The 1,191-nt window shown below is 36.5% G+C and carries 1 protein-coding gene; it reads right to left on the bottom strand.

The genetic code is table 11. From position 1 onward, the window contains the following. Positions 1–16 precede the first annotated feature (16 nt). On the bottom strand, positions 17–1,191 hold a 1,175-nt coding region (locus IV54_RS09835), incomplete at its 5' end, for a BglG family transcription antiterminator (RefSeq protein ID WP_237756713.1).

Raw genomic sequence — 1,191 nt, 5'->3', positions numbered from 1 at the left:
TGAATAAAGAACTGGTCTAGTAGAGCAGGTGTTGCACTTCAATTTTAAATCGAGGGTCTTTTAACATTGGACTTTTCTGCCACTCCTTTCTTTCCTTAGCGTAATGTTCAATCTTTTCTGCAATAATTTTTTGTTCTAGTTGTTTAATATTTTTAAGGTCGATAGCATTTAAAATTGGTGACACTTTGATACAAGGGACTTTCAAATCAGGAAGATAGATTGTTGAAATGATTATATCCGCATTTCCAAGCTTGCGACTTAATTGATCCATCGATGCGATCTCAATGTGAGATTCGGATACCTTTGTCAGACGGTATTTAAGAAACTGTGATGTACCAACGCCTAAGTTACAAATCAATAGGATTCTTAAGTTCTTGCTAATTTGGTGTTTGATTTTTTCTATTGAAGAAACAATATGCAGTGTAAGAAAAGCATATTCCGCAGAATTATCGAAAGGTGCAAATTCTCTATTCGCAAGCTTTTTTAGGCTTGACTGAACAGCCTCATATTCTCTTGGAAACATTGATTGAATATTTTCAAAAGACTCCCGAGTGATTAAATCCGTTAAATGTGCAGCCTTTTTCGTAAGGGTTGTCTTGAAATGTAATCCTAAATGTTGGAAAAGCTCTCGATCACCACTCAAGTCGATATCTAATTCTCGTCCAACTTCCTCAATGAAATGATTAACAAGAAAATCTACCTGAACATTATAGCCTCGTGAAACCACTTCGTTCTTAATTAACCCACTAGTGTCAATCTGCGCAACCAAATATGCCACTTCACCCATAGTCAAATGTGTTTTAAGTTGTTCTTCTAACGGCCCACTGACCTGTTGTAATTTGACGAGTTCATTTTCTGGCCGTTCAAGTTCAGGTTGCGAAGTCATCTTGATTGTTTGCCCTACACGAATACGGCGTAAAACAACATTAACTTTCATTATCATTCGTTCAAAGCTATCGTATGTAAACTCAACCATCAACAGTTGTTCTGCTTCTCTCAACCAATTAGCAATAACTAAACGATCCCATCCACTAATAACCTCTAAATCATAATTGAACTGTTTTAAAAACTGTACATAGCTAAAATACGCATCTCTGAAATCGCTTTCATTTCCGTGAAGATGCAACCCGAATTGCGGGTCTAGAATTTTTGGTGTTGGAAAGTATTTCCATTCCAAAAGTACTAGGCCCT

The organism is Levilactobacillus paucivorans (assembly GCF_001437125.1).
In the GTDB taxonomy this organism is placed as follows: domain Bacteria; phylum Bacillota; class Bacilli; order Lactobacillales; family Lactobacillaceae; genus Levilactobacillus; species Levilactobacillus paucivorans.
The sequence above is the reverse complement of the archived record's forward strand: the minus strand, read 5'-3'. Positions and strand labels throughout refer to the sequence as shown.